Genomic DNA, 26,129 nt, shown 5'->3' with positions numbered 1-26,129 from the left:
AGCGGGCGGGCCCGCCGCGCCCGCGCCTCGTATTCCTTGACAGGCATATGCGCGGCGGGGCATATTCGAGGTGTGTCCGGGGACGCCTTCGCCGTGCTGGCCGAGCCCACCCGACGCCGCATCCTCGACCGGCTGCGCCGGGCGGAGAGCAGCGTCGGCGACCTCGTGGACGCGCTCGGCCTCAGTCAACCGGCCGTCTCCAAGCACCTCAAGGTGCTGCGCGAGGCCGGCCTGGTCACCTGCCGCACCGCCGCCCAGCAGCGGATCTACCGGATCGACCTCCGCCCGCTGCGTGCCGTGGACGACTGGCTCGGGCCGTACCGGCGGATGTGGACCGACCACCTCGACGCCCTGGAACGCCACCTCGACAAGGAGTGATCATGGACCGCGACAGCTTCCGGCCCGGCCCGCTCGCCGACGTCGCCTGGGCACCGGCCGGCGACCGGTGGGACCTGGTCTTCGTCCGCGACCTGCGGCATCCGCCGGCGAAGGTGTGGGCCGCGCTCACCGAGCCGGACCGGCTCGCCCAGTGGGCCCCCTTCCTGGCCGACCGCGACCTGGGCACGCCCGGGGCGGTCACGCTGAGCACCATCGACGGCGACCGGAGCTGGCCGGCCCCGGCCACCGTGCGCCGCGCCGAGCCGCCCACCCTGCTGGAATACACCTGGGGCGACGGGCTGCTGCGCTGGGAGCTGGCCGGCACGGAAAGCGGGACCCGGCTGACCCTGCGGCACCGCTTCGACGACCGCGCGCTGGGCGCCAGCATGGCGGCCGGCTGGCACCTCTGCCTCGACGTCGCCGGCCACCTGCTCGACGGCGACCCGGTCGGCCCGATCCGGGGCGCCGAGGCCAAGGAGTTCGGCTGGGACGAGCTGCGCGCCGCGTACGACGAGCACCTGACGGACTGACGGGTCAGCGCGCGGCCGCCGGGGTGTCCGGCAGGGTGATCGCGGTGGCCGCCCGCCGGATCGGCTCGGTGACCCGGCGGATCATCCGCTCCCGGCCGGGCAGGCGCGGCATGAGGCGCAGCATCAGCGTCTGGAAGCGGATCTGCGCGGTCGAGGAGAGCACCATCCCCTTGAGATTGCCCTCGGCCAACCGCTGGTTCGCCGTCACGAACGGGCGCATCCGCCGCTCGTACCCGGCGAACCCGGCCACCGGGTCCCCGCCGGCCTCGGCCAGCGAGGCGGCCAGCACGTACGCGCCGACCAGCCCGAGGCTGGTGCCCTGCCCGGAGGCCGGCGAGGGGCCGTAGGCGGCGTCGCCGACGAGCCCGATGCGGCCGGTGGACCAGTGGTCCATCCGCGCCTGGCTCATCGGCGCGAAGTAGAAGTCCGGCGCGTCGGCGGCGGCGGCGAGCAGCTCGGGCACCCGCCAGCCGGCCCCGGCGAACGCCCGGGCCAGCGCCGCCCGCTGGGCGGGCAGGTCCCGGTGGCCGGGCTCCTCGGCGGGCGAGGGGAAGAGGAACAGCGCCCGGGCGTGCGGCGCGCCGGCGGTGCGGTAGACCCCGACGGTCCGGCCCGGCGCCGGGTGCATCAGCTCGACCCGCTCCTCGCCGAACTCGGCCGGGACGGTGCAGATCGCGATGTGGTGCCCGAGCGGGCGCAGGTGCGTCGCGGCGGGGCCGAACGCCAGCCGGCGTACCGTCGAGTGCAGCCCGTCGGCGCCGATCACCAGGTCGAAGCGGCGGCGCCCGCCCCCGGCGAAGGTCACGTCCACCCCGTCGGTGGCCGGCTCCAGCGCGGCGATCGAGTCGCCGAAGAGGTATTCCACGTCGCCGGTGGCGTCGACGAGCAGCCGGGCCAGGTCGCCCCGCATCAGCTCGACGTCGTCCCCCTCTCGGCCGCCGAAGAGCGCGGCGTCCATGGTGGCCAGTTGCGCGCCGGACGCGTCCACGAAGCGGGCCAGCCGCATCCCGGTGTCGCGCCGGCGCACCTGTTCGCGCAGGCCCATCCGGTCCAGGACGGTCAGGGCCGCGCCCCGGACGTCCACCTTGTAGCCCCCGTCGCGCAGCGCCGGGGCGCGCTCGACGACGGTCGGCCGGAAGCCGTGGCGGTGCAGCCACCAGGCGAGCGCGGGGCCGGCGACACCGGCGCCGGAGATCAGCACATCAGTCATGCCCTGACGGTACAGCCGTCTTAGACATTTGTGCAAGACGCTTGTTCGGAAATCGGCTAGGCTCCTGGCATGGGAAATCGGGAGGCCCTGCTCGCCGGGGCCAAACGCTGCCTGATGGAGAAGGGCTATGCGGCCACCACCGCTCGGGACGTGGCCGGCGCCGCCGGCACCAGCCTGGCCGCCATCGGCTACCACTTCCGCACCACCAGGGCGCTGCTCAACGAGGCGCTCGTGGAGGCCATGGCGGAGTGGGGCGAGGAGCTGGGCCGCGCCCTCGCCGAGGACGCCGGGCCGGACGCCACGCCCGAGCAGCGCTTCGAGGCGGCGTGGGAGCGCATCATCGAGTCGTTCGCCCGGCTCCGGCCACTCTGGGCGGTCCAGTTCGAGCTGATCGCGCAGCTGGACCGCGCGCCCGAGCTGCGGGAGGCGTTCGCCGGGGTCACCCGCGAGGCCCGGCTCGGGCTGGCCGAGGTCTTCCACCGGCTCGACCCGGCCCTCGACGAGTCGACCACCCTCGCCGTCGGCGCCTTCCACCAGGCGCTGATCGGCGGCGTCGCGGCCCAGTGGCTGATCGACCCGGCGGCGGCGCCCTCGGCGCGGGAGCTGACCCGGGCGCTGCGGGTCCTCGCCGCCGAGTTCGGGGGCGGTCAGGGCTGACCGAGGCCCGCCTCCCGGGCCCGGACGATGGCCTGCGCGCGATCGGCCACCTGGAGCTTGGCCAGCACGTTGGACAGGTGGTTGCGGACGGTCTTCGGGCTCAACGTCAGCCGCCGGGCGATGACCACGTTGCTCAACCCCTGGGCGACGAGGTCGAGCACCTCGCGTTCCCGGTCGGTCAGCTCGGGGAACGGAGCCGCCCCGCCGACACGCGCCCCGGACAGGTAGCTCACCGCCCGACTGGCGATGACCGGGCCGAGCAGCACCTCGCCGTTGGCCACCGCGCGGACCGCCCGCTCCACCTCGGCCGGGGCGGCGCCCTTGAGCAGGTAACCCCGGGCCCCGGCGCGCAGCGCCGCGAAGACCCAGTCGTCGTCGTCCAGCATGGTCACCACCAGCACGCCGATCCCCGGGTGCCGGCCGACGATCTCCCGGGTCGCCGCCACGCCGGAGCGGCCGCCCAGGTGCAGGTCCATGATGATCACGTCGGGCCGGTGCTGGTCGGCGACCCGCAACGCGGCGTCCGCGTCGGCGGCCTCGCCCACCACCTCGAGCCCGGCCGTCGAGGCCAGCAGCGCGCTCATGCCGAGCCGGAACACCGGGTGGTCGTCCACCACCGCCACCCGGATCGTCTCCCCGGTCACGGGACCACGGCCAGCGGCTGCCCGGCCTGGTCCGCCGCGGCGTCCCCGGACAGCCGCGCGGCCGGCACCCGGACGGTGACCGTGGTGCCGCCGTCCGGTCCCGGCGCGACCACGCACACCCCGCCGATCCCCTCGGCCCGCTCGCGCATCGAGCGCATCCCGATCCCGGCCGGCGTGCCCGGCACGATGCCGCGACCGCCGTCCCCGACGCGGAGGGTGAGCCCCTCGTCGTCCCGCTGCACCGTGACCCGGCAGTCCGTCGCGCCGGCGTGCCGGTGCACGTTGCGGACCGCCTCGGAGACGATCCCGTAGATCGCGGTGGCCACCGGCTCGGGCAGCGGCAGCGGCTCGGCCGTCACCTGCACGGCCAGCCCCGAGCCCGCGTAGCGCTGGGCCAGCTCGTGCAGCGCCGGGGCGAGGCCGCGCTCGCCCAGCACCGGCGGCAGCAGCCCGCGGGCCAGGTCCCGGACGTGCTCCACCCGCTGGTCGGTCTCGTCGCGCAACCGGTCCAGCAACCGGCCGGCCGCCTCGGGATCCACGGTCAGCAGGTTACGGGCCGCCGCCAGGCCCAGCGCCACCCCGGCCAGCGCCGGACCGAGCCCGTCGTGCAGGTCCCGGCGCAGCTTGCGGCGCTCCTCCTCGCGCGCCTCGGCCAGCCGGGTCCGGGAGGCGGCCAGCGCCCGGCCGGTGGCGGCCAGGCTGGCGGCCGAGGCGACCAGCGGCACCAGGTCGAGCAGCGCCGCCCGGGTCCGCCCGTCCAGCCGCTCCCCCGCCCGGGCCCAGGCCACCAGCCGGCCGATCTCGATGCCGCCCCGGCGCAACGGCAGCACCAGCGGCGCGCCGACCGGGCCGGCGGAGGAGCCGTGCGCGGCGTAGGGCTCGGGACCGTCCACCTCGATGGCGCAGGCACCCAGCCGGAGCAGGTCCGTCACGCTCCGCGCCACCCCGTCCAGCACGTCCGCCGGGTCGGCGGAGGCGCTGATCCGGTGGCCGACGCCGCGGACCACGCCGAGCGGCTCCACCGCCTCGCCGTGGATCAGCCGGTCCACACCGCGCTGCACCCGGGACCGGGCCGGTTGGGTGCCGGCCGCCACCAGCGCGGTGACCAGCACCCCCGGCACGGCCGGCGACGACGGCAGCAGCCCGTCGAGCAGGCTCACCCCGACCACGTACGCGGCGACCAGCAGGAAGGTGAGCAGGAACCAGACCAGGGTGCGGCGGACCGCGATCTCGATCCCCCACAGCCGCTGCCGGAGCACCACGGCCAGCACCGCGGCCGGGAAGAACGCCTGCGAGGCGAGCATCGCGGTCGGGGCCAGCCAGTCCGGGACCTGCCGAGCCCAGTCCGCGGGAAAGCCGAGCGGGGCGAAGCTCACCGCGAGCAGCAGGGTGCCGACCGCCAGCCAGCCCAGCCCGACCCGCTCGGCCGGCGGCCCGGTACGCCACCGCCGCAGCACCCCGGCGGCGGCCACCAGCCCGAGCAGCGGCACCACCCGGAACAGCCACGGCTCTCCGGCGATCACGAACTCGGCCCAGCCCGGCGCGGTGACCGGGAACGGCGCGCCCGAGGGGTGCCCCGGCCGCCCGGGCCAGGTCAGGTGGAACAGCGCGATCATGGCGGTGACCAGGGCGCCGGCCGCCACGGCGACCCGGGCCGGCACGCGCAGCCGCCCCTCCCGGACCAGCCAGGGCACCACCGTGATGAGCGAGAGCATCCCGGGCACCCAGGCCCAGTCCCGGGCCGAGGTGAGCAGCACCGGCGCGGGCAGGCCGGGCCGGACCGCGAGCAGGTCCACGTACTGGGCGCTCAGCGCGGAGAGCCCGCCGCCCAGCCCGGTCGCGGCGAGCAGCCAGGCGACCGGATGACCGCGGCGCAGCAGGACCAGCCAGGCGACCGTGCCGTAGACCGCGCAGTCGGTGAAGTCGACCAGGAAGTAGAGCTGCGACAGGCCCCACGGCCGGCGGGCCGCCACCCAGCAGACCGCCGTACCGACGAGCAGCAGCGCGCAGCCGGCGGCGACCAGCCGGGCGGCGACCGGACGGCGGTGGTCGCCGCCGGCGCGGGACGGCACGGGCGTCGGGTCGGCGGGCATGGCCCTGATCCTGGCAGTCGCCGGGTCAGTTGCCGAGACCCCGCCGTTCCAGCGCGAATGTCAGACCGGCGACAGTGGCCCAGAGCGCCGCCGGGGCGAGCGCCAGGTACTGCAGCGGCACCGCCTGGGTGACCACCACCAGCAGCGTCATGAGCAGGCTGAACACCGCGAGCCAGCGGCTCACCGACCGCCGGCGCAGCCCGGCCACGGCCACCGCGCCGGCGCTCAGCCCGGCCCCGGCCCACACCCACGGCAGGGTGCTGTAGACGACGGCCAGCGCCGCGACGGTGTCGGCGTCGGTCTCGGACAGGTGCAGCAGGTCCCAGTACAGCTCGGTGGCCACCCCGCCGCCGACGAGCAGCAGCGCGGCGGTGAGCAGCAGGCCGGCCGCGGCCACGTCGGGCAGCAGCCCGCCGGCCGGCTCACGGGCGGCCAGCCGCCGCCGCAGCCCGGCCGCGAAGACCGCCAGGCACCCGGCGGCCAGCACGGCCAGGACCTGGAACACCCAGGCGTACGCCTCGCGGCCCGCCATGGCCGCCACGAAGCGCTCGTTGTCGGCGAAGAGCGACCGGTCCACGTCGGTCAGCGCCGGGCTGAACTGGAACAGTGCGACGCCGGTGACGCCGGCGACGGCCCCGGCGATCGCCCAGCCCCGGCGGGGGCGGTCGGTGGCGGCCGGCACGGCGGTGGTGTCGAGCGTGGCGCTGGTCATGGGTTCCTCCTCGGGTCACGGAAGCGGCGGACCGCCGCGAGGCGAGCGTCGCCGTCCCGGCGTCCCGGGCGCATGGGGCGGAACGTCCCGACCGTCCGGGCGGTTCCGTCGGCGTACCCGGGCTCCGGCGGTGTCCCGGCCGGTCGGTGCCGGTGTCCCTGGCGGCCGGGACGGCGGGCCGCCCACCGTGGAGCCGCCACACCGACGCCGAGGGAGGCCACCAATGGCGCACGACCTGCTGACCGCCGTACGCGAGCTGACGCCCGAACTGACCGCGCGGGCCGCGGAGATCGAGCGGGCCCGGGAACTGCCCGCCGATCTGCTCGACCGGCTCCGCGCCGCCGGCTGCTTCCGGATGTTCGTGCCGCGCAGCCACGGCGGGTACGAGATGGACCTGCGCACCGGCATGACGGTGCTGGAGACGCTGGCCCGGGCGGACGGCTCGGCCGGCTGGACGGTGATGATCGGCGCGGAGACCCCGCACCTGCTGGCCCTGCTGTCCCGGGACCGGTTCGACAAGATCTACGCCGCCGGCCCGGACGTCGTGGTGGCCGGCGCCTTCGCGCCGCAGGGCCGGGCCGAGCTGGCCGACGGCGGCTTCCAGGTCAGCGGCCGCTGGGCGTTCGCCAGCGGCTGCCGGCACGCCGACTGGATCTTCGGCAACTGCCTGGTCACGGCCGACGGTCAGCCGCTGCCGGGCGCGGACGGCGCGCCGCCGGAGACCCGCTCGATGCTCTTCCCGGCCGACCGGGTGACCGTTGTGGACACCTGGCACGTGCTGGGCCTGCGCGGCACCGGCAGCCACGACGTGGTGGCCGACTCGGCCTTCTGCCCGGCCGAGGCCAGCTTCGACCTGTTCACCGGCACGCCGTGCCTGCCCGGCCCGGGGTTCGTGGCGCCGCTGGCGCAGTTCGTCCTGCACCTGGGCGCGGTGGCGGTCGGCATCGCACAGGGCGCGCTCGACGACATGACCGCGCTGCTCGGCGGCGACCGGCAGCGGCTCTACGCCCGGCAGCCGCTCGCCGACTCCCCCGCCTTCCGGATCCACCTGGGCCGGGCCGACCTGAACGTGCGCGCCGCCCGGACGCTCCTCGCCGACCTCGCGACGAACTCTGGGCGGCCTGCGCCCAGGATCCGGAGCGGATCCTGGCGCTGCAACCGACCATCTCCGCGGCGCTGCCCTGGGTCACCGAGCGGGCGATCGCCGCGGTGGCCACCTGCTACCGGGCGGCCGGCGGCGGCGCGGCCCGGGACTCCTCCCCGCTGCAGCGCCGGTTCCGCGACATCCACACGTTCGCCCAGCACGCGGCGGCCGCGGAGGGCTGGCTGGGCAACAACGGCGCGCGGCTGCTGGGCCGGCCGGCGGCGCTGGCGTACTGACCCGGTCGTGGGGCCGGTGGGGCCTGGTCCCCCAGGGTGGGGGTGCCGACCGCGCTGCCCGCCGCCACCTCCACCCGGTCCCGCCCCCGCAGGGCGGCCACCTCGCCGTCACTGGTGCCGGTGCCGGCGCTCGACCGTGGCGACCGGCTCGCGCAGCATCGCGGTAACCCCGGCCGCTGCCTCGTCCGGTCGGCCGGGGGGCGACCGGATTGACGCCGCCGATCAGGGCGGACCGCGCCGCCGGCTCCGCTCGGAAATCGGGCCGGCGAATCCGTCATCGGCGATTCCTCCTGCGCCGCACCAGATCGGGAATCGCAAACCGGAGCCCGCTCGGGGATACGGCGAAGCCGCTCCAGAATATGACGAACGCATGACAGTTCTCTATCACTCCTGACAAATTCGAGGACGAGCCACAGAACTCGCCCCCCTCCGGACCGAGACGGCGACCGGAGGGGGCGAAAGGCGCATGGAGGGGCAAATGCTCAAGCTCGGTAGGCCGATCCGCACGTCCTCGCTGGGCGCGGACGACCGAATTCGCGCATCCGGGGCCGCGAGTTTTTGTGGGCAGATCCACATTCCCCGCAGCCCCGGCTGGATTAACCCCGATGAAGTCGGTAGGTTTCCGGGCCGGCCCCCAGGGTCCGACTGATGTGACCGATGTTGATATCGACGGACGAGACGCGAAGATGGTCACCGATGGCGCGATCCGCCAGCGGGTTTCATCGGAGAGGGGATCGTGCCTGCGCTCGCAGTGAAGTCGCTCTACAAAATATTCGGTAACCGAGCTGACGAGGCGATGAGGCGCCTCGCGGACGGAGCGCCCCGCGTGGAGGCTCTTGCCGGGCTGCCGGCCACGGCCGCCGTGATCGACGCGAACTTCGAAGTACGTCCCGGCGAGATCTTCGTCGTGATGGGCCTTTCGGGCTCCGGCAAGTCCACCCTCATCCGGATGCTCAACGGCCTGCTGCGGCCCACCAGGGGCAGCGTGCAGGTCGACGGGGTCGAGCTGACCACGCTCAAGCCCGCCGCGCTGCGCAAGCTGCGCCGGGAAAAGATCAGCATGGTCTTCCAGCACTTCGCGCTGATGCCACATCGGACGGCGGTGGAGAACGCCGGATACGCGCTGGAGGTCGCCGGCCTGCCCAAGGCAGAGCGGCGCGAGCGCGCCATGGACGCACTGCGGATGGTGGGCCTGACGGAGTGGGCGGACAAACTCCCCCACGACCTGTCCGGCGGCATGCGGCAACGGGTCGGGCTGGCCCGCGCGCTCGCGGCCGGCACCGACATCCTGCTGATGGACGAGGCGTTCTCGGCGCTCGACCCGCTCATCCGCCGGGAGATCCAGGACCAGCTCCTGGAACTCCAGGCCGAGCTGGGCAAGACCATCATCTTCATCACGCACGACCTCAACGAGGCCATGCGGCTCGGCGACCGGATCGCGGTGATGCGGGACGGCCGCATCGTCCAGATCGGCACCGCCGAGGAGATCCTCACCGACCCGGCCAACGACTACGTCGCCCAGTTCGTCGCGGACGTCGACCGCACCCGGATCCTCACCGCCTCGTCCGTGATGGAGAAGGCGCAAACCGTGCTCGACGTCAACGTCGGCCCCCGGGTGGCCGCCCGCGCGCTGCGGGAGAACCAGACCTCGGTGGCCTACGTGACCGGCCCGAGGAAGCAGTTCCTCGGCACGGTCAGCGAGGACGAGGTCCTGCGGGCGTTCCGTGAGGGTCGGCAGAGCCTGGAGGGGTACGTCTCGACCGAGCAGGTCCGGACGGTCACCGCGGACACGGCCGTGGCCGATCTCTTCGCCGAGTGCGCGGAGAGCGTCCATCCGGTGGCCGTACTGGACGCGACGGGCCGGCTGTCCGGCGTCATCCCGCGGATCACGCTGCTCGCAGCCCTGGCCAGCACGGCTCCCGACGGCTCACCGAGGGACGGCGTCGGGCCCGGGGTGGACGGCCCGGGCGACAGCGGGCCGGCCGACGGTTTGCCGGTCGACGCGGCAGCGCCGAGCGATCTCGGACCGATCGTCAAGAAGGAGGAGCCGGTATGAGCCTGATGCAGTCTCCGCTCGACGCCTGGCTGCCCCGGGTGCCGCTCGGCATGTGGACCGAGTCCGCCGTCGACTGGGCCACCGCCACCCTCGGCCCGCTCTTCGACGCGATCGCCACCGTGGTCGAAGCCCTCGTGCGTCCGCTCAACGACCTGCTCACCGCCGTACCGGCGGTCGCGGTCGTGGCGGTCCTCGCCGCGCTCGGCTGGTGGCTGCGCGGCTGGAAGTTCGGTCTCGGCACCGCCGTGGGCCTCGGCCTGGTGGCCGGAATGCCGTACTGGGAGGAGACCATGAGCACCCTCGCGCAGGTGCTCGTGGCCAGCGCGATCGCCCTGCTGCTGGCGATCCCGCTGGGCGTCTTCGTCGCCGAGAACAGGCGCGCCTCCGCGATCGCCCGGCCGGTGCTGGACCTGATGCAGACCATGCCGGCGTTCGTCTACCTCATCCCGGCGATCTTCTTCTTCGGCATCGGCACGGTTCCGGGCGTATTGGCCACCCTGGTGTTCAGCATGCCGCCCGGCGTTCGCCTGACCGAGCTGGGCCTGCGCCAGGTCGACAAGGAGATCGTGCAGGCCGCCGAGTCGTTCGGCGCGCCGCCGTGGATGGTGCTGCTGCGCACCAAACTGCCGCTGGCCCTGCCGACCATCATGACCGGGGTCAACCAGGTGATCATGCTGGCCCTGTCCATGGTCGTGATCGCCGGCATGGTCGGCGCCGGCGGCCTCGGCGACGTGATCATGTTCGCGCTGTCCCAGGTCGAGGTGGGCAGCGGATTCGAGGGCGGGATCGCCGTCGTGGTCCTCGCCGTGGTGCTCGACCGGCTCACCGACTCCGCGGGCGACCGGTTCCCGTCCGCGCGGGCGCAACGCCTCGCGCGGCAGGCCGCCTGACCGACGCCGGCACCCCTGGTCCCGCACACGCGGGCCGCCGGCATCCCGAATCAGGAAGGAAACTCTGTGTTCAGCACTTTGAAGCGCGTCGTCGCACTCGCGGTGACGGCCACCCTGGCCCTGGGCGGCGCCGCCGCTTGCGGCGACCAGTCGGACGGCGCGTCCGGCAACGGCAAGAAGAAGATCACCATCGGCTACATGGCCTGGGACGAGGCCGTCGCCGCGTCCCACCTGTGGCAGCACATCCTGGAGGAGAAGGGCTACCAGGTCCAGCTCAAGAACCTGGAGGCCGGTCTCGTCTACGGCGGTCTCGCCAGCGGCGACATCGACCTGTTCCTGGACGGCTGGCTGCCCCAGACCCACGCCTCCTACCTGGAGAAGTACGGCGACAAGCTGGAGAAGCTCGGTGTCTGGTACGACGACGCCAGCCTGAGCATCGCGGTGCCGAAGTACGTCGAGGGCGTCGACTCGCTCGACGACCTGGCCGGGAAGGCCGGCACCTTCGGCGGGCAGATGATCGGCATCGAGCCGGGCGCCGGTCTCACCAAGGCGACCCAGGAGAAGGTGCTCCCCAGCTACGGCCTGGACGGGGTGATGAAGCTGAAGACGTCATCGACCCCGGCCATGCTCGCCGCACTCGACGGCGCGATCGCCGACAAGAAGCCGATCGTGGTCACCCTCTGGCATCCGCACTGGGCCTACGCGAAGTACGAGCTGAAGGACCTCGCGGACCCGAAGGGCACCCTCGGTCAGGCCGAGCAGATCAACACCTTCGCCCGGAAGGGCTTCGGCAAGGACTTCCCCGAGGTCACCGAGATGCTGAAGACGTTCAAGATGGACGGCCAGCAGCTCGGGTCCCTGGAGGACCTGATGTTCAACACCCACAAGGGCGACGAGGAGAAGGCCGTCGAGGAGTGGCTCAAGGCCAACCCCGACTACCTGAAGGCGCTCGCCTGAGCGACCCGGTGAACAGGGGCCTCCCCGGCATCCGGCGGGGCCCGCTGTCATCCCGCGCGCCGCCGCGCTGCCGCCCGGTGCCGGCGCAGCCAGCCGGCGCCGCCGCTGACCACCGTCGCTCCGAGCGCGGTGCCGATGGCGACCAGCGCCGCCCCCACCGCCCAGAGCCCGGTGTCGTCCGTCGACGCGGCCCGCGCCGCCCAGACGGCCGTGAAGGCCACCGTCATCACCGGCGCCACCAGCCACGGGCTCCAGAACCAGCCACCCACGGCGGCGATCAGGATCAGGGTGAGCACGGCGGCGGCCACCTGCCACACCGCGTACGGGCCGCTCGTCGCGCCGGTCTCCGGGTCGACCGTGTAGCCGGACTCCCAGCCCAGCCAGGCCCACCAGGCACCGACTGTCGCCGCCGCAAGGATGAGGCCGCCGAGCAGGGTACCGGTCGTCTTCGTCACGGCCCGATCCTGCCGGGTCGCGGCGCCGCGCGGATGAGCACGCGTACTCGGATCGCCACCCCCGGCGCTGGTCGCTACGGCGGCAGGATCCGCACCGTCGGCCATCGTCGGGTGGGATCGTGGCGAGCGAGGCGGGCGCGGGACACCTCGACCGTCACGCGCCGCGGGTTGCGCCGCCATACCCCGTCGAGCAGGTCGTCCAGCCCGAGCGGGGCGCAGACGTGCAGCGTCCCGGCAGGGTCGAGACGCACGGCCACACAGGTCGCGGTCTCGGGCCAGGTGGCCACCGCCTCGGCTACCGAGCGCAACGCGTCGACCGGACCGGGGCCGAACACGCTCTCGTACCAGGTGTGCACGGCGGCCTGGTTCGTCGCCTCCCACGGGATCGTCGGATCGCGGCGTCGTAGCAGTTCGGTCGCGGCGGCGTCACCGCTCGGGGCGAGGTCGTCGGGGTCGAAGAACGCAACGTCGACGTCCCGAACGTTCCGCGGGTCGAAGCCGTCGCCGTACCGCCGGCCCCACACCAGATCCCGGAGGACACCCGCCCCCACCCAGGCGTCCGGCAGGCCGGTGTCCCGCACGACCACCAGCACGTTGAGGATCCACGGACACGCCGCGATCAGCTCGGCCAGCTCGGCTGCCCGAGGGTCGCTCGGCTCGGTGGTGAGTTTCCGTGTGAGATCAGGCATACGGTCGCCGGTCGACCGGCCGCCGCCAGATCGCCTCCCACTGCGTCCACTGCCCGGGTGCGGGCGGTGTGCGTGCGGTGCTGTCGGCCCTCATGGCGAGCAGCGCGGGCCAGCCCTCGAACAACTGCTCGAGTTCCTCCCCGCCGAAGAAGTGGATGTCCAGCCCGTTCTTCGGGCCCGCGGTGTAGCGCACCGTGAACCCGCCATCGGGGCCGCGCTCGGTCACCTCGTGCGCCGGCCACACGTCGGTGCCGGTGGCATTGACCCGGACGCACAACAGGCCGCCGGGCTCGACTCGCCGCTGTGCGGCCCGCACATGTCGGTGTGCCTGCTCGCGGTTGCCGTGCTGGAACACCTGGATTCCGATCACGAGTGGCCAGGTCCGGCCGGCCGGCAGGGACTCCAGGTCGCCGTGCCACAGTCGATCCGCCCGGTCGGGCCGGCGATGCGCGAGCTGACGGACCGCCTCGTCGGAGACGTCCAGGCCGAGGACGTCGATTCCGCCGTCGACCAGTGGCAGGAGATTCCGGCCGTTGCCGCAGCCGACGTACAGGCCGGAACTGATGCCTTCCCTGGCGGCGGCCGCGAGGATGTCGTCGACGAAGGCCACGGGCGGCTCGTCGACGTACCGGCCCCGGCGGTACTCCTCGTTCCAGGCGGAGGCGGTCTGCAACAAGCCCATCGCCTCAGGGTCTCAGACGAGGCTCGGTCACTCCAGAGTCCAGCTGATGTCGGGCGGCCGGACCCGGGCGCAGAGCGGCCCGCCCTCGGCGTCGGTCAACCGGAGCCGGCCGACCAACACACCGGCATCCTCGTGTCCGGCGCGCAGCAGCTCAGCCGGGATGTCACCGAACATGAGCTTCGCCCGGCGGAACATCTCGAAGCGGTCGTCCGTCACCGATCCCCAGCTGAGATAGAGGAACCGCGCCCCCAAGCGCCCGTGCACCCACGGTCCGCCGACGTCCAGCAGCCCGTCCACCTCGCGACTGGTGACCTCGAACCGCCAGACCGCGCCCGGGGCATCGGCTGGTACCCGATCGACCACCTCGGCCTTTCGCTGCACCCCCACGTGCACGTTGCGGAGCCGCAGCAGGTCCGCCTCGGCACCGACGCGCCGCCCCGGCAGGTCGCTGCCCTCGATCCGGATCAGCATCCCCCGACTCTAGGGCGGGACACAGAGGAGCCCGACGGCCACTGCCCGGAGCGCCACCCGGTCGCCCACCGCGCTCTGCTGCTGCGAACGCGGCGCCGACTGAGGCAGGTCCGGTTCTCGGCGCGACGCGCCCTCCTTGGCCGCGCTGACGCTGTACCGCCTCCGGTCTGCTCGCGGCTGACAGCTGTCGCCACCGGCCGCCTGGCTACCGGCCAGTTGGTGCGGGCTACCGTGGCCGCCGTGACGACCATCGAGCGGCTTGAGCGTGAAGTGTGGCCGGATCCCGGTCCGGACGCCTCAGCTCTCATGGCGCGTTGCACTGAGCTGCGACGTAAGCCGTTGGCCGAGTTCACCGTCGAGGACTTGCGCCTCATGCTCGGGCAGGAGATCGGCGTGTCCGCCCTGCTGCCGCTCGCGGTACAAGTCCTGCTCCACGATCCGTTGGCCGAGGGCGACCACTACCCGGGCGACCTGCTCTCCAACGTGCTGCGGCTACCCGACTCGGCGTGGTCGAACCTGCAAGCGGAACGGAAGCATCTGGCATCAGTTCTAACCCAACTCGTTGCCAACCCGCGGTTCTCCGAGCCTGACCTTCGGCCTCGCGACCCGGACAGACAGCTACGCGATGCCATCGTGCGGTTTCTTGGTCGATGAGGGCGGGGTCTCTGAGGCCGAGGTTTGGGGCGGAGGCCGCTACCTGCACATCGCCGAGCGGAGCGGCGGCAGTCGCCCAGCATCGATTCCAGCGCGAGGTTCCCCGGTCGTGTCAAGGCTCGCCGTAGGTGACCGCGAAGCGGCTTGGCCTTGGCCCGGCCGAGGGTTCTCGCGTAGCCCTCGTGGTGCCTGACCGAGGAGATCCCCCGTCCGACGCCGATCTCCGAGGGAAGGCCGGGGTTCGGGGCGGAGCCCCGAAGGTCTAACCGCCCGCTACGCTCCTCGCCTCAGCGTCAGAGTGCGGGAGCGTACGTGATCAAGCTGTTCAGGACCAAGAAACCCACGTGCCGCTGTCGGCCCCAGTGGTCAGCTCTGGTGACGGAGATGAACGGCTATGTCATGCCGTGCCAACCCTCCGAGCACGGCAGTCCGATTACCAAGCTATTCGAGCTGTCAGCCCGGTGCGCCGAGTGTGCCGCGACCTACCCGGGCAACTTCATCATCGAACCAGGCACGCCGCCTCCGTTCGAATGGGCGCACGAGCCTGAGAACACCGTGTGCTCCTGCGAGCCGCGGTGGCCGAAGCTGATGGTCAAGCTGCGCGGCCAGTGGTACCTCGGCTACCCAGGTACCGACGGCCAGCTGGTAGTTGACGGCGCGGCGGAAAGGGCCTTCTGCGATAGCTGCGGGGCTCGCTTCCTCGGGGACATGGTGGTCGACCTCAATGACAGGTCGCACCTCGAAGATCCTGACGAGACGTAGCACGGTGGCCAAGGGCGCCAACGTGAAGGCGGTGCGGCGGATGCTCGGGCATGCCTCGGCGGCGATGACCTTGGACGTGTACGCGGACCTGTTCGAGGACGACCTGGACCAGGACCGTCTCGACGGGCGGCGGCTCGGGCTGCTGCGGACTCAGTGCGGACTGAGGCGTTGGTCCCGATCTTGACGCCGTTCGTCCGGATCGTCGGCACCATGCCTGAGCAGGGCGTTTCCGTGGTGGGGCGGGCGGGACTCGAACCCGCGACCGAGGGATTATGAGTCCCCTGCTCTAACCCGCTGAGCTACCGCCCCGCTACCGCGCCGGATCGTAACCCGTCCAACGGATCACCGGCCATCACCCGACGGGCCAACGTCAAGATCCCGGCCGCCACGGTGGGCAACGCGAGGATAACAACGCGCAGCGGCCACCTCGTGCCCGCAGTCACCGCCCGGGATCCAGCAGGGTGGCCGACAACCAGGCGCCGGCCGTGTTCGTGGCCTCCCGGACGGAGCGCCTGATCCGCGTGAGTCGACCGACCACGGGTGGCGGCGGTGGAATCTGCTCGGCGCGCCGGGCCGGCATGAGGACATGTCGCTCCGGGGGTAGCGCCGCGTCGGCGACGGCAAGGTCCGGCGTCGGCACGAACAGGTTCGGCTCGACGTGCACCGCGATGCCGTCCTCGCCGATCAGGCGACGGGCGCCGTCGGGCCAGACGAGCAGGGCGGCGCATTCGGCGTACCGGACGGTGGACACCGCCTCGCCGTAGGTCGCGGTGATCCCGTCCGCCCCGATGGTCAGCTCCGTCTCGCCGTCGGTCCCCTGGTGGGCCTTGCCCTCGACCGCCTCCTCCGAGGTGGTGGGCGCCGCGCTGAAACCGGCCCAGTCGGCGGTGTGGCCCTGCGGCACGATGAGCAGGGCGGAGGCGGCCACCTCGCCGGCCACGTCCCGCAGGTCGTCGACGGTGACGGCGTCGAGTTCCGCGCGCACTTCGTCCAGGTCGCGGACCGGCTGCCCGGTGAGCAGGTCCCGCGCGCACCCGGGCAGGCGGTCCGCGTCCGTGTGCGGGGCGGACAGCGCCTCGCGATGCCGGGTCACCACCACGTCCCGGTCGGCCGGCGTGATCCGGCCGACCCGGAGGGTGGCCAGCACGTCGATCACGCCGCCGAGCACCGCGTCCTGCTTGTCCGGCAGGGCGTCAGCCATCGCGCGCACGGTGGCGGTGCCGTCGTATCGGGGCTGGTAGCCGGCGGTGACCAGGTAGGACAGCCCGTCCTCCTGCCGCAGCGACCGGAACAGCTCCCGTTCGAGCACGCCGGCGTAGACGGCACCGGCCGCCCGGCGCCGGACCACCGCGTCGAGGGCGACCAGCCCCGCCCCGGCCGCGAAGTACGCCGGTGTCTCCGGCAACGCCGACGAGGGAGCGGGCAACGGTTGCCGCGCTCCGTCCGGCAGGTCCAGCCGCAGCCCGGCCGGCAGGTCGTCGCCGGTGACGAAGAGGGCGGCGTTCTGCCGGGTGAACCAGCGCGCGGCCCATTCCCGCAGGTCGTCCTCGGTGAGGCCGGGGACGCCGTACTCCGGGTAGCTGACCAGGCCGTGGTCCCGCGCGCCGTGCCGCCAGAGGGGGAGTTCGTCGTGGCCCCGGCCACGCTGCTCGACCCGCAGGATCTCCCGCTCGATGGCGAGTGCGCCGGGCGGCGGCTGGTGCAGGTGGCGGCAGACCGTCGCCAGGAACGTGGTGACCTCGGCCGGTCCGCCGCGGATCACGAAGCTGGTGAAGAGGGCGTCGGTCATGCCGTTGGCGTCGTGGTCCAGCGGGCCGAGCGGGGCGAGCGCCAGGTGTTCCAGGAGGTGGGTGACTCCCCGCCGGGCCAGGGTCTCGTCGGCGACGCCGACCCGGAACACCAGCCCGGCGCGGACGGGGCCGGGGGCTGGTGCCAGCAGCGTCGGCACTCCGTCGACGTCGAACTGCCGGATCATCGGGCTCCGCCCTTCGCGTACGCCTCGGCGCGGGCCTCGGCGAACCAGGCGGCGGAGCCGCCGAAGACGGCGGGATCGCCGTACGGGCCGAGCGCCTCGAACTGTTCCCGGGCCGCCGTGTGCTCCCCCATCAGGTGGAACACCAGCGCGAACGTGCTCTGCACGCGCACCCAGCCGATGGTGCGCCGGAAGTCGGGGTGCCGGACGGACCGGTCCGCCGCGGCGTTGATCTCCTCGGCCACCTCGTCCGTCCTCAGGTAGTCCCGGAGGCCACGAAGGTCGTCGTACTCCATGCCGCGCTCGCGGTGTGCCTGGGCGATCAGGACGCCGTGTGGGGCCCCGGCTGGCACCGCCTCGGCGCAGTCACGGGCGAACGCGTCGACCGCCGCCCAGTCGCCGCCCCACTTCGGGCAGAGCTGTTGCAGCATCTCGGCCTGGGCGGCCAGGTGGTGCGGCTCGTGCCGGGCCAGGCGGTCGTAGCGCCGGCGGGTCTCGGCCAACCCCAGGCCCAGGCCACGGGACAGGGTGATCCGCTGGGTCCAGGCCGCGACGTCGTCGGGCCACCGCGCCGTCACGTCGATCAGGATCCGTTCGGCGCGGCGCAGGTGATCGTGGAACCGGGCGAACTGGTCTTCGGTGACCCAGTCGGCCGTCGCCCTGGTCCGGATGCGCCAGCCCTTGTGCACGAGGGCCGCCGCGAGCAGGACCTGGGCGAGTCGGTCCGCCGGCTCGCGCTGGAGCCGCGGTTGCAGGAGGTTCTCCGCGCCGCCCCAGGCCGCGACGGCGTCGACCAGCTGGGTGGTGGTGGCCGCGTCGGCGTCGGCGAAGACCGCGCGCAGCGCCGCCCAGTCATGGTCGCGGAGCGCCGGGCGCAGCGCCACCACCTCGGGGTACGCGGCATCGGCGTCGAGCGTGTCGGATGTAGTGCGAGGCACGGCGGGATGATAGATGATCTTCCTGCCGTCGGTTGACCCCGCTCAGCCCACGGCGCGCAGTTCGGCGAGCACCGCCCCGGCGGTCCGCCATCCGCTCGCGAGGGCGCCCTGGATGGACGGGCTGTCCCGGTGGTCGCCGGCGACGAAGAGCCCGTCGCCGAGCGCGACCGGCTTGCGCAGCCGGCCCTGCGGCGGCGGCGCGGCGGGCAGCGCCTCCGGCACGGACACCGTGGTGAGGTGCGTCCAGTCAGCGGTGGAGCACCCGTAGAGGCGGTCCAGCTCGCGGCGGACCACCGCCTCGGGCGGGGCCTGCGGGCCGACCACCGAGGTGGCCACCAGGTGCTTCCCGGCCGGCGCGTACGTGGGCGCCGCGTTGCTGGGCACCACCGTGTTGGCGACCAGCTCCCGCCGATCCCCGTCGAGGAGCAGGATCGGCTCGCTCAGCGGCGGGGTGTCGGTGCTGTGGTAGTAGGTCGTGTAGCTGTGCATGCGTACCCGTTGCAGCCGCGGCAGCAGAGCGGCCGCCGCGGGCGGGTCGACGGCGACCACGACGGCGCGGCAGGCGAGGTCGCCGGCCGGGGTGCGGACCCGGCCGGGCGCGACCTCGGCGACCCGGGTGTCGAGGTCGATCAGCTCGGCGGGCAGCGGGCCCGCGACGGCCCGGGGCAGCGCGGCCATCCCTCGGGCGGGCAGCCCGATCCGACCCCGGGCGAACGCGCGCAGGAGGACGGCCAGCACGTGGCTGGAGGTGGCCAGCTCGCGGTCGAGCAGCACGCCGGAGAGGAACGGCCGGAGCAGCTCCTCGATGAACGAGTCGGAGAGGCCGGCCCGGCGCAGCGCCGCCTCGCTGGTGGTCTCGGGCGCGTTGAGCAGCCGGCCCACCGGCAGGGTGGCGCAGCCGGTGGCGAGCGCGGCGAAGCGGAGCCGGTCGACCAGCGACCCGACGCCCGCCGTCACCGTGCCGGGCGCACCGGCGGGGTCGCGCAGCGGGTTGACCAGGCGCTCCAGCCGGTCGCCGCGGCGGATCAGCACCCCGGAGGTGAACCAGCCCAGGTCGAGCGCGCCGAGGTCGACGAGGCCGCCGAGCCGCGGGTATCCGGTGTTGAGCACCTGGAAGCCGCGGTCCAGCAGGTAGCCGTCGACCTCGTCGGTGGCGACCCGGCCGCCGAGCTGGTCGGCGGCCTCCAGCAGCCGCCAGGGCACGCCCGCCCGGTGCAGCCGGCGGGCGGCGGCGAGGCCGGCCAGGCCGCCGCCGACGATGACGACGTCGGTGTCAGCCGGCACGGCCCGCCTCCGCCCCGGCCCGGTCGCCGTTCCGGTTCGTCCGGGACAGCCGGCCCGGCCACCAGATCTTCGGCCCGATGTCGTACGCGAGCGCGGGCACCAGCAGCGAGCGGACCACGATGGTGTCGAGCAGCACGCCGGCGGCGACCGCCACGCCCAGCTCGACCAGCACCACCAGCGGCAGCACGGCGAGCGCCGAGAAGGTGGCGGCGAGCACGATGCCGGCGGAGGTGATCACGCCACCGGTGACCGCCAGGCCGGTGAGCACCCCGGCCCGGGTGCCGCGCCGGACCGACTCCTCGCGGACCCGGCTCATCAGGAAGATGTTGTAGTCGATGCCGAGGGCGACCAGGAAGACGAACGCGAACAGCGGGAACGACTGGTCGACTCCGGGAAAGTCGAAGACGTACCGGAAGATCAGCGCGCAGAGGCCGAGCGTGGCCAGGAACGACAGCACCACGGTGGCGATCAGCAGCACCGGGGCCAGCAGGGCCCGCAGCAGCACGGCCAGGATGACCGCGATGACCAGCAGCACCACCGGGATGATGACGTTGCGGTCCCGGGTGGACGCGTCGGCGGTGTCCACGTTGATCGCGGTGAAGCCGCCCACCACCGCGTCCCCGCCGGGCACCCGGTGCACCGCGGCGCGCAGTTCGCGGATGGCGCGTTCGGCGCCGTTGCTGTCCGGCGGGTCGGCGAGGGTGGCCTGCAGTTGCACCCGCCCGTCGACCACCTTGGGCGGCGCGTTCCCCGAGGGCGGCCCGGCCGGTCCCTGCTGGGTGAGCGGCCGGACCGAGGACACCCCCGGTACGCCCTGCGCTACCTGGGCGACCTGCTGCGCCGTGGCCTGGTTGGTGAAGATGGTGGCCGGGCTGCCGGTGCCGGCCGGGTAGTGGCGGGCGATCACCTCCTGCCCGGCCACTGAGTCGGTGCGCTGGGTGAACAGGTCGGACTGGCCGAGGGTGGTGGCGCCGAGCTGGGTCACCCCGACGGCGAGCACGGCCAGGACCACCGCGGTGACGATCCAGACCGTCCGGGCCCGCCGGGCCACGAAGCCCGCGATCCGCCCCCAGATGCCATGTTCGGTTCGCGGGTCGGCCTGGTCGAGCCGGGGTCGCCGGGGCCAGAACGCCCACCGACCGCCGAGCAGCAGCAGGGCGGGCAGGAAGGTGAGCATCACCAGCAGGGTGGCCGCGATGCCGACGGCGCTCACCGGGCCGAGCGCCCGGTTGGAGTTGAGGCTCGACAGCAGCAGGCAGAGCAGGCTGACGATGACCGTGGCGCCGGAGGCGATGATCGCCGGGGCGGCGCCCTTCCAGGCGGCCCGCATGGCGTCCCAGGGCCGCTCGTGCCGGTGCAGTTCCTCCCGGTAGCGAGCGATGAGCAGCAGCGCGTAGTCGGTGCCGGCGCCGAAGACGAGGACGGTGAGGATGCCCTGGGCCTGCCCGTTGAGCTTGATGACGTCGTTCTTCGCCAGGACGTAGACGAAGAGCGCGGCCAGCGAGTACGACATCCCGGCGGCGAGCAGCGGGAAGACCCAGAGCACCGGGCTGCGGTAGACGATCAGCAGAATGACCAGCACCACGACCAGGGTGACCAGCAGCAGCGGCCCGTCGATGGCGGTGAACACCTCGATCAGGTCGGCGAGCAGGCCCGCCGGCCCGGCCACGTCCACGGTGAGCCCGCCCCGGTCGGTGCCGGCGATCTTCCGCAGCCGGTCGACGACCGCGCCGACCTGTTCACCCTCGGCGGCGTCGATCGGGACGACCACCTGCACGGCCTGCCGGTCCTGGCTGACGATCGGCGGCGGCAGCGGGCCGACGACGCCCGGCAACTGGGCGAAGCGGGCCGCGTCGGCCTGGATCCGCTGCTGGTCGGCCGGGGTGATGCCGGAGGTACGTTCGTAGACGACGAGCGCCGGGGTGGTCTCGCGGTCCACGAAGCCGGCGGCGAGGTTCTGCGCCCGGGTGGCCTCGGCGTCGGCGGGGAGGAAGGCGGCGTTGTCGTTGGTGGCGACGTCGCCGAGCTTTCCGGAGTAGGGCCCGGCGATGCCGCCGAGGACCAGCCAGCCCAGCACCACGACGACCGCGATCAGCGTCGCGGTCCAGCGGCTCCGCCCTCCGGCCATCTCCATCCACCCTTGAATCGACGCAGCAATCGACGCAGCGGGAGGCTGAGTCGACATCGACCATCCTGCCGGGCGAAGCGGCGCCCGCGGGCGGAAACCGACACCGCGACGGGCGTGGATGCCGGCAACGAGAAACGCCCGTCGGCCAAGGCCGACGGGCGTCGTGTGGAGCGGAGCTCCCCCGTTTGGACTCGAACCAAAAACCTGCCGGTTAACAGCCGGCTGCTCTGCCAATTGAGCTACGGGGGACCGTAGGTCACCCGGCTGCGGATCTCTCCGCGCCGTGCGACGGGGACAAGAGTACAGGACAGCGGGGGGTGGTGCGCCAGGGGGTTACCCCACTTCCCCCGCCCGGTCGGGGGCCGGGCAACCCGATCAGAATACCGGACAAATCGCCATCTCAGCACAGGGAGGCATGACCGGAGAGCAGGATGGGTAGTTAGCCGCCGACAGAGGATGCAGGCGCGAGAAGGTCGCTCCCGCCCGGGACCACCCGGTCGGGATCGGCGGCGCGTCAGGTACGGAAGGAGCCGCCATGCGCGGAAAGATCATGTTTCTTGGCGGGCTGGCTGCGGGATTCGTCCTGGGCGCCCGTGCCGGCCGGGAGAAGTACGAGGAGTTGGTGGTCCGGGGCCGCAAGGTGCTCGACCACCCGACCGTCCAGGAGGCGGCGGGGGTCGCGCAGGCTCAGGCGACCCGGCTCTACTCGGAGGGCAAGGACAAGCTCGGGCAGACCAAGCTCGGCGAGAAGCTGGGCACCGGCAACGGCAGCAAGCAGGGGCTGACCGAGGCCGACAAGCCGTTCGCCGGCACGCCGGCCGTCGTCGGCGCCAAGTCCGGACCGTCCGGCACGGGCTCGACCAGCGGGACCGGGTCGTCGACCAGCAGCACGAGCACCAGGTCGTCCGGCACGAGCACCAACCTCTGACGCCAACCGGGCAGCGGGCCGGTCGCCATCGGGCGACCGGCCCGCTCTCGTCTGTCCGAAGGAGACCCGACTCCCACTTTTGCTCATCCTGAACAAAAGTGGGAGTTGTTCATCGAAAACTTTTGGCTTCAACCTCTTCTCTTTGGTCCCGAGCGCAAATATCGTCTCGCGTAGAACCTGGCCAGGCTCTCGTCACCTCCCAGCGACCTCCTCAGCCTCGTCCCGGCGCTGAGGCGGACCCGCCCGACCAGAGCGAGGTTCGATGCGCAGAAGACCGTTCGGCCGCAGGGCCGCCACATATCTCGGCCTGCTCACTCTCGCCGCCGCGACGCTCGTCGCGACGGCGGAGCGGGCCCCGACCCCGGCGCAGGCCGCGCCGGTGCTCACCGCCCCCGTACCCGTCAGCAACGGCATCGAGTACAAGGTGCTCGTCTTCACCCGGTCGGCCGCCGGCAGCAACGCCGCCACCGCCGCCGGCGTGCAGGCCGTACAGCAACTCGGACGGGACCGGCGCTTCACCGTCGAGGTCACCAACGACCCCCGCAAGTTCGACCAGGCCCACCTGAAGCAGTTCCGCGCCGTGGTGTTCCTGAACACGGCCGGCGACGTGCTCAACGACGCCCAGCAGGCCGCCTTCGAGGCGTACTACCGCGACGGCGGCGGCTTCGTCGGCGTCCACTCCGCCATCGAGGCCGAGCCGGACTGGTCGTTCCTCACCGACGTGCTCGGCACCCGGGCCACCGGCGCGCCGACGGCCGCGAGCCGGGCGACGGTCACCGTGGCCGACCGGGTCCACCCGGCGTCCGAGACGCTGCCGCAGCGCTGGTCCACCACCGACCGGTGGTACAACTTCGCGGCGAACGTCCGGGGCGTCTCGCACGTGCTGGCCACCGTGGACGAGAAGACCTACGCCGGCGGCAGCATGGGCTTCGACCACCCGGTCACCTGGTGCAAGGACTACCAGGGCGGCCGCTCGTTCTACACCGGACTCGGAGCCACCCCGGAGAGCTACGACAGCGCGGACCTGCGGGCCCACCTGGGCGGGGCGATCCAGTGGGCGGCCGGCGTCACCGACGGCGACTGCGGCGCGACCGTGCTGGCCAACTACCAGATGACGGTGGTCGGGGCGCAGCCCAACGTCAACGAGCCGATCGGTTTCGACGTCCTTCCCGACGGCCGGGTGATCCAGACCGACCGGCGCGGCGGCGTCCGGCTGCACGACCCCGTCACCAACGAGACCACGGTGCTGGCGCAGATCCCGGTCTACACCAACAGCGAGGACGGGATGTACGGCCCGGCGGTGGACCACGACTTCGCCACCAACAAGTGGGTCTACCTCTACTACGCGCCCCCGCTGGACACCCCGACGGGCAGCGCGCCGACCACCAGCACCGACCCGGCCGCGTGGGACCAGTGGAAGGGCTACTTCCAGCTCTCCCGGTTCAAGTTCGTCGACGGTGAGATCCCGTCGTTGGACGTGGCCACGGAGCAGAAGATCCTCCAGGTGCCGGTGGACCGGGGCGCCTGCTGCCACGTCGCCGGTGACATCGCGTTCGACTCGAAGAACAACCTCTGGCTGGTCACCGGGGACGACACCCCGGCCGGCGGCGGCGGGTCGGGCGGCTTCTCGCCGCACAACGACTCGGTCAGCGCCACCGGCGTCTACCAGGCCCCGTTCGTCGACGCCCGGCGCAGCTCGGCCAACACCAATGACCTGCGCGGCAAGGTCCTGCGGATCACCGTCGGCGCGGACGGGTCGTACACCGTCCCGGCGGGGAACCTGTTCCCGGCCGGGACGGCGAAGACCCGCCCGGAGATCTACGCGATGGGCTTCCGGAACCCGTTCCGGATCACCCTCGACAAGGACGACGTCGCCTACGTCACCGACTACTCGCCGGACTCCTCGGTCGCCCAGGTGGGGCGCGGTCCCGCCGGCACCGGCCGGATGATGGTGGTCGAGAAGCCGGCGAACTACGGTTGGCCGATGTGCGTGCAGCCGAACCTGCCGTACATCGAGATGAACTGGACCACCAGCCCGATCTCCCCGGTGGCCCCGTTCGACTGCGTGGCCCCGAAGAACACCTCGCGGCACAACACCGGCCTGACCGACCTGCCGCGGGTGGAGAAGTCGGAGCTGTGGTACTCGTTCCAGGCCCCGACGCCCTGCCCGGAGTCCTACCTGTCGACTCCGACGCAGACCTGCCCGGTGCTCTTCCCGGAGCTCGGCACGGGCGGTGTCGGCCCGCACGGCGCGGCGAAGTACGACTACGACCCGGAGCTGAGGTCGGAGACGAAGTTCCCCGAGTACTACGACGACGCGATCATCTTCGGTGAGTTCACCCGGGACACCCTCAAGGAGATCCGGCTGGACGACCAGGGCGAGATCCTGAAGATCAACAACGTGTTGAACTGCGGGCAGGCGCCCACCACGCCGGCCAAGCCGTTCCTCTGCGACAACCCGATGGACATGCGCTGGGGCGCGGACGGCAACCTCTACCTGCTGACGTACGGAGACGGGTTCTTCAACGTCAACCCCGACGCGGCGATGCTGAAGTTCAGCTACGTCAAGGGCCTGCGGGCGCCGACCGCGGTGCTGAACGCCACCCCGACCAACGGGCGGGCCCCGTTGACCGTCGCCTTCTCCAGCGACGGCTCGAAGGACCCGGACCCGGCGGACTCCATCTCGTTCGCCTGGGACTTCGACGGCAACGGCACCACCGACTCGATCGACCCGAACCCGTCGTTCACCTACACCACCAACGGCGTCTACACGGCCCGGCTGACGGTGACCGACTCCAGCGGCAAGACCGCGGCGGCGAACACCACCATCACCGTCGGCAACACCGCGCCGACCGTCACCGTCACCACCCCGCTCGAAGGCGGCTTCTTCAGCTGGGGCGACGACATCCCGTGGACCGTCACCGTCACCGACCCGGAGGACGGGCCGGTCGACTGCGCCAAGGTCGAGGTGACCTTCGCGCTCGGCCACGACGGCCACGGGCACGGTGAGGCCAACCAGTTCGGCTGCTCCGGGGTGCTGCCCACGGACGCCGACGACGCCTCGCACGGCGGCTACATCTACGGCGTGGTCAGCGCGTCGTACACCGACCAGGGGGCCAACGGCCAGCCGGCGCTGACCACGGTGGACCAGCAGATCATCCAGGCCAAGCGCCAGGAGGTCGAGTTCGCCACCGACGAGTCCGGCACCACGGTCGGCACCACCGCCGACACCGGGGGCGGGCAGCAGCGCGGCAGCCTCGACCCCGGCGACTGGATCGCGGTCAACAACACCGTGAACCTGAAGAACATGCAGTCGGTGACGCTGCGCACCTCCGGGGGCAGCGCGGCCACCGCCGGGCAGCCCCGGTTCGGCGTCCAGTTCCGGCTGGACTCCCCCACCGGCCCGCTGCTGGCCACGGCCACGGTCAACGCCACCTCCGGCAACAACGCCTTCACCAGCACCACCGTGCCGGTCACCGACCCCGGCGGGACGCACAAGCTCTACCTGGTCCTGACCACCGTCCCCGGTGGTCCGGCCAGCGGCTTCGGCAACCTCAACTGGGTCGAGTTCACCGGCCAGGGCATCGGCGTCACCCCGTGACGCCCGGGTGGGGTCGCCACCCGGCGGCCCCACCCGCCTCCTCCCTTCCACACCACCG

24 protein-coding genes, 2 tRNA genes and 1 pseudogene are annotated in these 26,129 nt (G+C 73.0%); 13 read left to right on the top strand and 14 right to left on the bottom strand.

Annotated features, from left to right (window positions below; genetic code table 11):
* Positions 1-72 precede the first annotated feature (72 nt).
* Both AB0F68_RS21830 and AB0F68_RS21825 read left to right on the top strand, forming a co-directional pair.
* A complete protein-coding gene (locus AB0F68_RS21830; RefSeq protein ID WP_357341339.1) occupies positions 73-378 on the top strand; it encodes a metalloregulator ArsR/SmtB family transcription factor in 306 nt (101 codons plus the stop codon).
* Between the two features lie 2 nt (positions 379-380).
* Positions 381-908 carry an SRPBCC family protein gene (locus tag AB0F68_RS21825; RefSeq protein WP_357341337.1) on the top strand — a complete coding sequence of 176 codons (528 nt, stop codon included), beginning with the start codon at positions 381-383 and terminating at the stop codon, positions 906-908.
* A 4-nt stretch (positions 909-912) separates the two neighbouring features.
* Here the strand turns inward: AB0F68_RS21825 and AB0F68_RS21820 are convergent, their stop codons facing one another.
* Complete coding sequence (locus tag AB0F68_RS21820; RefSeq protein WP_357341332.1) at positions 913-2,118, bottom strand: FAD-dependent monooxygenase; 1,206 nt, start codon at positions 2,116-2,118, stop codon at positions 913-915.
* A 69-nt stretch (positions 2,119-2,187) separates the two neighbouring features.
* Between AB0F68_RS21820 and AB0F68_RS21815 the strand changes: the two genes are divergently transcribed.
* Positions 2,188-2,775, top strand: coding sequence for a helix-turn-helix domain-containing protein (locus AB0F68_RS21815; protein WP_357341329.1), 588 nt, complete (start codon positions 2,188-2,190; stop codon positions 2,773-2,775).
* On the opposite strand, the gene AB0F68_RS21810 is transcribed toward AB0F68_RS21815, so the two are convergent.
* Genes AB0F68_RS21810 through AB0F68_RS21800 form a run of 3 tightly spaced genes read right to left on the bottom strand, consistent with a single transcriptional unit; the run spans position 2,766 to position 6,224 of the window.
* On the bottom strand, positions 2,766-3,419 hold the full coding sequence (locus AB0F68_RS21810) for a response regulator transcription factor (RefSeq protein ID WP_357341327.1): 654 nt from the start codon (positions 3,417-3,419) through the stop codon (positions 2,766-2,768). The two genes, AB0F68_RS21815 and AB0F68_RS21810, sit on opposite strands and share 10 nt — an antisense overlap.
* The gene (locus tag AB0F68_RS21805; protein ID WP_357341325.1) at positions 3,416-5,512 is read right to left on the bottom strand and encodes a histidine kinase; all 2,097 of its coding nucleotides are present in this window, start codon (positions 5,510-5,512) and stop codon (positions 3,416-3,418) included. Before AB0F68_RS21805 ends, AB0F68_RS21810 begins: the two co-directional genes overlap by 4 nt.
* 25 nt (positions 5,513-5,537) lie before the next feature.
* Entirely contained in the window at positions 5,538-6,224 is a 687-nt protein-coding gene (locus tag AB0F68_RS21800; RefSeq protein WP_357341323.1) for a hypothetical protein, read from the bottom strand.
* Here AB0F68_RS21800 and AB0F68_RS21795 point away from each other — a divergent pair.
* The 5 genes and pseudogenes from AB0F68_RS21795 to AB0F68_RS21775 all read left to right on the top strand — a co-directional run.
* Positions 6,223-7,275 (top strand): annotated as a pseudogene (locus tag AB0F68_RS21795) (acyl-CoA dehydrogenase family protein); the annotation flags it as partial. The gene AB0F68_RS21800 and the pseudogene AB0F68_RS21795 sit on opposite strands and share 2 nt — an antisense overlap.
* A 92-nt stretch (positions 7,276-7,367) precedes the next feature.
* A complete protein-coding gene (locus AB0F68_RS21790) occupies positions 7,368-7,604 on the top strand; it encodes a hypothetical protein (RefSeq protein WP_357341443.1) in 237 nt (78 codons plus the stop codon).
* A 733-nt stretch (positions 7,605-8,337) separates the two neighbouring features.
* Positions 8,338-9,660: a glycine betaine/L-proline ABC transporter ATP-binding protein gene (locus AB0F68_RS21785; protein ID WP_357341442.1), complete on the top strand. Its 1,323-nt coding sequence runs from the start codon at positions 8,338-8,340 to the stop codon at positions 9,658-9,660.
* Positions 9,657-10,550 (top strand): ABC transporter permease subunit, encoded by an 894-nt coding sequence (locus tag AB0F68_RS21780; RefSeq protein WP_357341320.1) that lies wholly within the window; start codon positions 9,657-9,659, stop codon positions 10,548-10,550. The genes AB0F68_RS21785 and AB0F68_RS21780 overlap by 4 nt, the downstream gene beginning before the upstream one ends.
* A 66-nt stretch (positions 10,551-10,616) precedes the next feature.
* On the top strand, positions 10,617-11,507 hold the full coding sequence (locus AB0F68_RS21775) for a glycine betaine ABC transporter substrate-binding protein (protein WP_357341318.1): 891 nt from the start codon (positions 10,617-10,619) through the stop codon (positions 11,505-11,507).
* Between the two features lie 47 nt (positions 11,508-11,554).
* Here AB0F68_RS21775 and AB0F68_RS21770 read toward each other — a convergent pair whose 3' ends face one another.
* The 4 genes from AB0F68_RS21770 to AB0F68_RS21755 all read right to left on the bottom strand — a co-directional run bounded on the left by AB0F68_RS21770 (position 11,555) and on the right by AB0F68_RS21755 (position 13,804).
* On the bottom strand, positions 11,555-11,962 hold the full coding sequence (locus tag AB0F68_RS21770) for a hypothetical protein (protein WP_357341316.1): 408 nt from the start codon (positions 11,960-11,962) through the stop codon (positions 11,555-11,557).
* A gap of 74 nt (positions 11,963-12,036) precedes the next feature.
* Entirely contained in the window at positions 12,037-12,651 is a 615-nt protein-coding gene (locus tag AB0F68_RS21765) for a nucleotidyltransferase family protein (RefSeq protein ID WP_357341313.1), read from the bottom strand.
* Positions 12,644-13,333, bottom strand: coding sequence for a class I SAM-dependent methyltransferase (locus AB0F68_RS21760; RefSeq protein WP_357341311.1), 690 nt, complete (start codon positions 13,331-13,333; stop codon positions 12,644-12,646). Before AB0F68_RS21760 ends, AB0F68_RS21765 begins: the two co-directional genes overlap by 8 nt.
* Positions 13,334-13,360: 27 nt before the next feature.
* Complete coding sequence (locus AB0F68_RS21755) at positions 13,361-13,804, bottom strand: DUF5990 family protein (RefSeq protein ID WP_357341308.1); 444 nt, start codon at positions 13,802-13,804, stop codon at positions 13,361-13,363.
* Between the two features lie 240 nt (positions 13,805-14,044).
* Between AB0F68_RS21755 and AB0F68_RS21750 the strand changes: the two genes are divergently transcribed.
* From AB0F68_RS21750 to AB0F68_RS21740, 3 genes are all read left to right on the top strand, one after another.
* On the top strand, positions 14,045-14,458 hold the full coding sequence (locus AB0F68_RS21750; RefSeq protein ID WP_357341304.1) for a contact-dependent growth inhibition system immunity protein: 414 nt from the start codon (positions 14,045-14,047) through the stop codon (positions 14,456-14,458).
* 312 nt (positions 14,459-14,770) lie between these two features.
* On the top strand, positions 14,771-15,220 hold the full coding sequence (locus AB0F68_RS21745; RefSeq protein ID WP_357341291.1) for a hypothetical protein: 450 nt from the start codon (positions 14,771-14,773) through the stop codon (positions 15,218-15,220).
* 4 nt (positions 15,221-15,224) lie between these two features.
* The gene (locus AB0F68_RS21740) at positions 15,225-15,404 is read left to right on the top strand and encodes a hypothetical protein (protein ID WP_357341286.1); all 180 of its coding nucleotides are present in this window, start codon (positions 15,225-15,227) and stop codon (positions 15,402-15,404) included.
* Between the two features lie 48 nt (positions 15,405-15,452).
* Here AB0F68_RS21740 and AB0F68_RS21735 read toward each other — a convergent pair.
* The 6 genes from AB0F68_RS21735 to AB0F68_RS21710 form a co-directional block, all read right to left on the bottom strand.
* A tRNA-Ile gene (locus AB0F68_RS21735) sits at positions 15,453-15,529 on the bottom strand.
* Positions 15,530-15,659: 130 nt separating this feature from the next.
* Positions 15,660-17,195, bottom strand: a complete 1,536-nt coding sequence (locus AB0F68_RS21730) for an insulinase family protein (protein WP_357341276.1) — start codon at positions 17,193-17,195, stop codon at positions 15,660-15,662.
* Entirely contained in the window at positions 17,192-18,130 is a 939-nt protein-coding gene (locus AB0F68_RS21725) for a hypothetical protein (RefSeq protein WP_357341274.1), read from the bottom strand. The genes AB0F68_RS21730 and AB0F68_RS21725 overlap by 4 nt, the downstream gene beginning before the upstream one ends.
* 42 nt (positions 18,131-18,172) lie before the next feature.
* Positions 18,173-19,414, bottom strand: a complete 1,242-nt coding sequence (locus tag AB0F68_RS21720) for an FAD-dependent oxidoreductase (RefSeq protein ID WP_357341271.1) — start codon at positions 19,412-19,414, stop codon at positions 18,173-18,175.
* Positions 19,404-21,542 (bottom strand): MMPL family transporter, encoded by a 2,139-nt coding sequence (locus tag AB0F68_RS21715; RefSeq protein ID WP_357341269.1) that lies wholly within the window; start codon positions 21,540-21,542, stop codon positions 19,404-19,406. Before AB0F68_RS21715 ends, AB0F68_RS21720 begins: the two co-directional genes overlap by 11 nt.
* 176 nt (positions 21,543-21,718) lie before the next feature.
* A tRNA-Asn gene (locus tag AB0F68_RS21710) sits at positions 21,719-21,791 on the bottom strand.
* 286 nt (positions 21,792-22,077) lie between these two features.
* On the opposite strand from AB0F68_RS21710, the gene AB0F68_RS21705 reads away from it, so the two are divergent.
* Positions 22,078-22,470 (top strand): hypothetical protein, encoded by a 393-nt coding sequence (locus tag AB0F68_RS21705; RefSeq protein ID WP_357341267.1) that lies wholly within the window; start codon positions 22,078-22,080, stop codon positions 22,468-22,470.
* Positions 22,471-22,732: 262 nt separating this feature from the next.
* Positions 22,733-26,071: a ThuA domain-containing protein gene (locus AB0F68_RS21700; protein ID WP_357341264.1), complete on the top strand. Its 3,339-nt coding sequence runs from the start codon at positions 22,733-22,735 to the stop codon at positions 26,069-26,071.
* Positions 26,072-26,129: the final 58 nt, after the last annotated feature.

It is taken from the genome of Micromonospora sp. NPDC023966 (assembly GCF_040639095.1).
In the GTDB taxonomy this organism is placed as follows: domain Bacteria; phylum Actinomycetota; class Actinomycetes; order Mycobacteriales; family Micromonosporaceae; genus Micromonospora.
The sequence above is the reverse complement of the archived record's forward strand: the minus strand, read 5'-3'. Positions and strand labels throughout refer to the sequence as shown.

What these genes read in the sequence shown, in the direction of transcription:
- AB0F68_RS21730 (WP_357341276.1), bottom strand. Translation starts at nt 17,195, where the DNA reads ATGATCCGGCAGTTCGACGTCGACGGAGTGCCGACGCTGCTGGCACCA.
- AB0F68_RS21820 (WP_357341332.1), bottom strand. Translation starts at nt 2,118, where the DNA reads ATGACTGATGTGCTGATCTCCGGCGCCGGTGTCGCCGGCCCCGCGCTC.
- AB0F68_RS21705 (WP_357341267.1), top strand. Translation starts at nt 22,078, where the DNA reads ATGCGCGGAAAGATCATGTTTCTTGGCGGGCTGGCTGCGGGATTCGTC.
- AB0F68_RS21780 (WP_357341320.1), top strand. Translation starts at nt 9,657, where the DNA reads ATGAGCCTGATGCAGTCTCCGCTCGACGCCTGGCTGCCCCGGGTGCCG.
- AB0F68_RS21715 (WP_357341269.1), bottom strand. Translation starts at nt 21,542, where the DNA reads ATGGCCGGAGGGCGGAGCCGCTGGACCGCGACGCTGATCGCGGTCGTC.
- AB0F68_RS21755 (WP_357341308.1), bottom strand. Translation starts at nt 13,804, where the DNA reads ATGCTGATCCGGATCGAGGGCAGCGACCTGCCGGGGCGGCGCGTCGGT.
- AB0F68_RS21805 (WP_357341325.1), bottom strand. Translation starts at nt 5,512, where the DNA reads ATGCCCGCCGACCCGACGCCCGTGCCGTCCCGCGCCGGCGGCGACCAC.
- AB0F68_RS21800 (WP_357341323.1), bottom strand. Translation starts at nt 6,224, where the DNA reads ATGACCAGCGCCACGCTCGACACCACCGCCGTGCCGGCCGCCACCGAC.
- AB0F68_RS21765 (WP_357341313.1), bottom strand. Translation starts at nt 12,651, where the DNA reads ATGCCTGATCTCACACGGAAACTCACCACCGAGCCGAGCGACCCTCGG.
- AB0F68_RS21700 (WP_357341264.1), top strand. Translation starts at nt 22,733, where the DNA reads ATGCGCAGAAGACCGTTCGGCCGCAGGGCCGCCACATATCTCGGCCTG.
- AB0F68_RS21760 (WP_357341311.1), bottom strand. Translation starts at nt 13,333, where the DNA reads ATGGGCTTGTTGCAGACCGCCTCCGCCTGGAACGAGGAGTACCGCCGG.
- AB0F68_RS21825 (WP_357341337.1), top strand. Translation starts at nt 381, where the DNA reads ATGGACCGCGACAGCTTCCGGCCCGGCCCGCTCGCCGACGTCGCCTGG.
- AB0F68_RS21815 (WP_357341329.1), top strand. Translation starts at nt 2,188, where the DNA reads ATGGGAAATCGGGAGGCCCTGCTCGCCGGGGCCAAACGCTGCCTGATG.